The sequence below is a fragment of the Candidatus Cloacimonas sp. genome (genome assembly GCA_035403355.1).
Lineage (GTDB): Bacteria > Cloacimonadota > Cloacimonadia > Cloacimonadales > Cloacimonadaceae > Cloacimonas.
Genome location: DAONFA010000005.1, coordinates 66,368 through 71,817, shown reverse-complemented (window position 1 = coordinate 71,817; position 5,450 = coordinate 66,368). Strand labels below are relative to the sequence as shown.

Here is a 5,450-nt window from a genome sequence, read left to right as displayed (position 1 = left end):
ACTGAAAAGAGCGTAATAAAGAAATAGCTTGGTTGCAAGTGAAACGACAAGATGTCGTTTTTTCCGATTTGTGTAGCCAGTGGATACCTTTTTTGGAGGGTTGACCTCCTGGTCAACCACCATAGTTGTTTTATTCCGTTACTGAAAAGAGCGTAATAAAGAAATAGCTTGGTTGCAAGTGAAACGACAAGATGTTGCTATTCCGACTAATCTTTCGCTATATAGCGAAGGTTTTTACCTATCCACAGTTTTGTCTTTTCAGGTATCCCTTTTGTTCACTCATACCGCAATGCATCTATCAAATTAAGGTTGGCTGCTTTAGAGGCAGGATACCAGCCAAAGAAGATTCCGATAGCCATTGAAAAACCAACTGAAATCAGGATAGAGAAAGGAGTAACGGCAACGCTCCATTGCATAACATTACCAACTATTTTAGCGGCTCCGGTTCCCAGAAGAATACCGATAATACCACCTAAAATACTGATGGCAACTGCTTCAATAATGAATTGCAGCATAACATCCCGTTTTCCTGCTCCCACAGCCATCCTAATGCCTATTTCTTTGATTCGTTCCGTAACGGAGACCAGCATAATGTTCATTATCCCGATACCGCCAACCAGTAATGAAATACCTGCAATGCTTGCCAAAAGGATAGTCATAGTATCGGAGACCTTACTTGCGGTTTCTGCTATATCTGTTTGGCTTCTAACCAAAAATTCTTCACTGGTTGTGCCGCGATGACGGTTTTGTAAAAGGTCCAGGATATCTTGCTGCACTTCAGCAATTTTTTCCTTGGAAGAGGCGGAAACGATAATCATCATATTTCTCCAGCGCTGTCCAAGTAACCTTGCATAAACGGTTGAATAAGGAGCCCAAACACTATCGTCCTGATCAGTACCCATTACATTTTGTCCTTTAGATTCCATCACTCCTTTCACGGTGAAGGGAATATTGCGAATACGAATTATTTGTCCAATCGGATCCACATCTCCAAACAGGTTTTCAGCTACGGTTTTACCGATTATGCATACCTTGTTTCCGTTTTCTACATCGCTGTCGTAAAACAATTCTCCTTGGGAAGTATTCATATTACGGATATAGAAATAATCGGTATCTACACCCATAATGCCTGTTCTCCAGTTTTGAGATTCAAATTTAAGTTGAGCAAAGGTATTATAAACAGGTGAAACATACAGAGCATCTTCCACTTGTGAACGAATGGCAATGGCATCATCCAAATTCAATAAAGTTCCGCTTCCTGCTGCTTGACGAACATTAGATGAATTACGGGTAAAATTAACAGTTACCATCAGGACATTGGTTCCCATAGAAGAAATTTGGTCTTCCACTATTTTTTTAGCACCCTGGCCAATAGCCAGCATTGTTATAACAGCTGCCACACCGATTATGATGCCCAGCATTGTTAAAAAAGTTCTGGTTTTATTACGCGTTAGCGATTTAAAGGCAATACGGATTATTCCTACGATACTCATAATTCATCTCCGGGCAATTTTGGCAAGCCGGCTAAGTCAACTGCAGCTATATGAGGATTATTATTAGGCACATCGGATATTATATGTCCATCCCGAAAAGTTATCAAGCGTTGAGCATAAAGGGCAATATCGTGTTCATGGGTAACCAGCAGGATGGTCTTTCCGTTTTTATGCAATTCCTGAAAGATGGTCATCACTTCCAAGCTGGTTCTGGTATCCAAATTTCCGGTTGGTTCATCAGCAAGTAGAAACATCGGGTCATTCACAATAGCGCGGGCTATGGCAACTCTTTGTTGTTGACCTCCGGAAAGCTGATTGGGATAGTGTTTTGCCCTATCTGCTATATTGACTGTAGCAAGAGCTTCCATTGATTTTTGGATGCGTAAATGATGGGTCATTTTATTTCTGTATAGCAGAGGTAGTTCCACATTCTCCAAAGCGGTTGTCCGCGGGAGCAGATAGAAGTTCTGAAACACATAGCCAATCAATTGATTACGGATTTTAGTTAGTTCCAATTGGGATATTTCGTGAACACCGATCTCATTGATGTAATATTCACCGCTTGTTGGCAGGTCAAGACAACCGAGAAGGTTCATAAAAGTTGTTTTTCCGCTTCCGCTGGCGCCCATTATGGCTACAAATTCTCCCTGTTTTATTTTCAGGGAAACTCCTCTAAGAGCGTGCACCTGAACATCACCCATCTGGTAAATTTTGGTTAGGTTTTCGGTTCTAATCAGTAAATCGGACATTTTAGAACTGCCTCATTCCAGGACCGCCTGAATTTCCATTAGTGGATTCGGCAGTATTTTTACCGTTTACTCCTGTTATTAAAACTTCGTTTCCGGAAAGTCCTTCAAGAACTTCAACATAACCGCTTTCCGAGATTCCGGTTTTAATTCCTTTCGGCTTAGGGACATTATTTTCCAGAACCCAGACCAGAGCATTTTTTCCCCTTGTATAAACCTTATTGGCACTATATTGGATGTTCTTTTTACTGCCTGTCTTTTTATTGCTGACAGTGGAATCATCCTTTGCTGAGCTTGCTTTTGAGGATGCTAAGGATGCAAATGCCTCTTTTTGAGCTTTTTGGATAAGATCATCGCTCCATTTAAGACCAAATTGTTCCCAGACCTCTTTGCTGGGTTTGAACCTGGTAGCGGTTTCTGAAATACGCGTTACATTTTCCCTGGATTGAATGATAATAGTAACATTAGTTGTCATTCCGGGCAGTAGTTTTTGTTCCGGATTGGCGGCATCAATAATAACGCTATAGGAAACGACATTGGATTCCGTTGAAGGGTTCAGGCGGATTTGTTTTACTTCACCGGTAAAATTTTCGCTGGGATAAGCATCCACCGTAAATTCCACAGGTAAGCCAACCGTTATTTTTCCAATATCTGCTTCGTCAACATCAGCGGAGATTTGCATCTGATCAAGGTTATTGGCTATCTGGAATAAAGTGGGGGAACTCATACTGGCAGCAACCGTTTGTCCTTCATCAACATCGCGGGAAACCACAATTCCATTGATAGGGCTGGTGATATAGGCATTGGCAAGATTTTTTTGAGCTCGTTGTAAAGTGAGCTGAGCGCTATTGTAACTTTGTTGAGCATTTTGATAGGCGAAGAGAGCTTTTTTAGCATCGTATTCAGGGGTCATTTGTTTATCCAGCAGTTCTTTCTGGACATCATAATCAAGCTTTGCCTGGTCTAAAGCGGTTTTTGCTTTTGCCAGGTCTGCTTTTGCGGCTTCCAGATTGGTGGAAAGGATTTCTGTATCCAGTTTTGCCAGTAGTTCACCTTTTTTAACAGGGTCATTGAAGTCCTTATAGAGCTTTTCAATTTTGCCGCTTACTTCGGTTCCCACGCTAACTAAAATATAGGGATTAAGTGAACCGGTAGCGGTTACAATTTCTCTGATATTTCCAATAGAGGGAGTTGTAGTTCTGAATTCGGGTTTGTTTTTTGCTTTGCGCAAAGAAGTTATAACGATTATGGCTATAATTATAAGCGCAATTATGACGATATACTTGAAGTATTTTTTCATTGTAGTTCCTTGATATATAATCTTATAGAATTTACCTTACCATTTGCCTAAAATGGGTTCGGAGAGAAGATAGTTTATTTCTTCCTGTTTGTTTATGATTGAATACAGGTTATTATTATATGAGATGTCAGTTTCAATGTAGCTGGTTCGGGTTTTATCCAATTCCAGAAGTTCAATAAGTCCCAGACGATAGCGTTCTTCTGCTTGAGTAATTTGTTCTCTGGATTGAGCCAGTTGTTCGCTGTAAAGTTCATTCATTCTTGTTAAATATTGCAGTTCTCTTAAGGCACTGTCGTAATCGCGCTGCAACTGATCTTTCTTTTCATCAATAGATAATTGTGAAAGTTGCCTGCTAATCTTGGTTCTGGTTCTGCTTTCAGAGTTCTCAAAAATATTTAAGAGAGGATAGCTAAGTGATAGAGAAATATTGTGATTTGTGTTGTATCGGTCGTAATCAAAATCAGCTCCGCCAACGGTGCGGTCTAAATTGTAGGCAAGATTGAGGCGGGGAAAATCATCCAGTTTGTTTTGTTTTAATTGCAGGTTAATCTGTTTCAGTTCCTGATTAAGGATACTGAGGTCTGCATTCTTTTCTATACTGAAGGCAGGAATTTCCTTTTGCACATTCAGTTCCAGCTCCGTTAAAGGGAAACCTTCATCCTGCATTTGCACCAGGGCAAAAAGTTCCTTACGGGCATTGGCGATAGTATTATCCAATTGCATTAAGGATATATTGGAGTTTAAAACGGCAATTTCATTTTGTTTAACTTCAAAGGGAGTGGTTTTGCCTAATTGCAGAAGGATTTTACTTTGTTCCCAAACCCGGGTTTGAATCTGTAAATTTTCTTCCAGAGAACTTCTTTGCTTTTGAGCACTGAGCACTTTTAAGTATGCGCTGAAAACATCGTAAGCATAAGTTTTGCGGGTTTGATCCAGTTTCATCTGTGCTGTCTTCGTATCTAACGACGAATAGAGATAATTGAAATAAGTGTCATCATTTAAACTGATGGTTTTACTTAAAGAAAATCCCGCAGAATTAGTTAAATCATCGGTCTGAGCAGCAGGATCAAAATCCTTTGTTACTGAACCCGTTACAGAAGCATTGGGCAATAAATTCCACTTGGATGTATTCAGGGTGGATTTGGAACTCTCATAATTCAAAGAGCTCTTTTGCACACTGAAACTATTATCCAGACCATAAGTTATAAGCTCTTCCAAAGTATAACTCTGTGCTGCCAGAAGTATTGGCAATAGCATTAGTAGCACTGTAAAAACTTTCATCTTTCCTCTAATCCGCTTTGTTCATTCCTTTTCAGCGTCTGTGTCTGTCTAAGCGGTTCATTTATTTATACCTTTTTCAGGGGTATATCCTGCAATTTATTTTCTTCTCTAAACACGGAGCTGTTTTTTTCTTGTGTTTCGTAACCGCATTTATCGTCAATCATTTTTTGCACTGGAAGGTTGATGTCCTCGTCAACCAAAATCCCCGGAGGGTTGATATCCTCGTCAACCAAAATTCCCGGAGGGTTGACGTCCTCGTCAACCAAAAAACCCGGGAGGTTGACGTCCTCGTCAACCAAAAACAGCGGAGGGTTGATGTCCTCATCAACCAAAATCCCCGGAAGGTTGACGTCCTCGTCAACCAAAATTCCCGGAGGGTTGATGTCCTCATCAACCAAAATTCCCGGAGGGTTGATGTCCTCGTCAACCAAAATTCCCGGAGGGTTGATGTCCTCGTCAACCAAAATTCCCGGAGGGTTGACGTCCTCGTCAACCAAAAACCCCGGAGGGTTGACGTCCTCGTCAACCAAAAATAAAAAAATGAGATAAATCAGTAGCTTCAGGAACAAATGTGTAGGTAAATTTTATTAAACGGCGGGAACATAGTTTTTCCGAGTTTTTTAAACGACG

General features: G+C 40.6%; 5 protein-coding genes. All 5 read right to left on the bottom strand.

Going from position 1 to position 5,450, the window contains the following annotated elements:
* Positions 1–275: 275 nt before the first annotated feature.
* Entirely contained in the window at positions 276–1,493 is a 1,218-nt protein-coding gene (locus tag PLE33_02840) for an ABC transporter permease (GenBank protein ID HPS60181.1), read from the bottom strand.
* Positions 1,490–2,242, bottom strand: coding sequence for an ABC transporter ATP-binding protein (locus PLE33_02835; GenBank protein ID HPS60180.1), 753 nt, complete (start codon positions 2,240–2,242; stop codon positions 1,490–1,492). The genes PLE33_02840 and PLE33_02835 overlap by 4 nt, the downstream gene beginning before the upstream one ends.
* Before the next feature lies 1 nt (position 2,243).
* Positions 2,244–3,539, bottom strand: coding sequence for an efflux RND transporter periplasmic adaptor subunit (locus tag PLE33_02830; GenBank protein HPS60179.1), 1,296 nt, complete (start codon positions 3,537–3,539; stop codon positions 2,244–2,246).
* 36 nt (positions 3,540–3,575) lie between these two features.
* On the bottom strand, positions 3,576–4,820 hold the full coding sequence (locus PLE33_02825) for a TolC family protein (protein HPS60178.1): 1,245 nt from the start codon (positions 4,818–4,820) through the stop codon (positions 3,576–3,578).
* Positions 4,821–4,885: 65 nt separating this feature from the next.
* Complete coding sequence (locus tag PLE33_02820) at positions 4,886–5,350, bottom strand: hypothetical protein (GenBank protein HPS60177.1); 465 nt, start codon at positions 5,348–5,350, stop codon at positions 4,886–4,888.
* Positions 5,351–5,450: the final 100 nt, after the last annotated feature.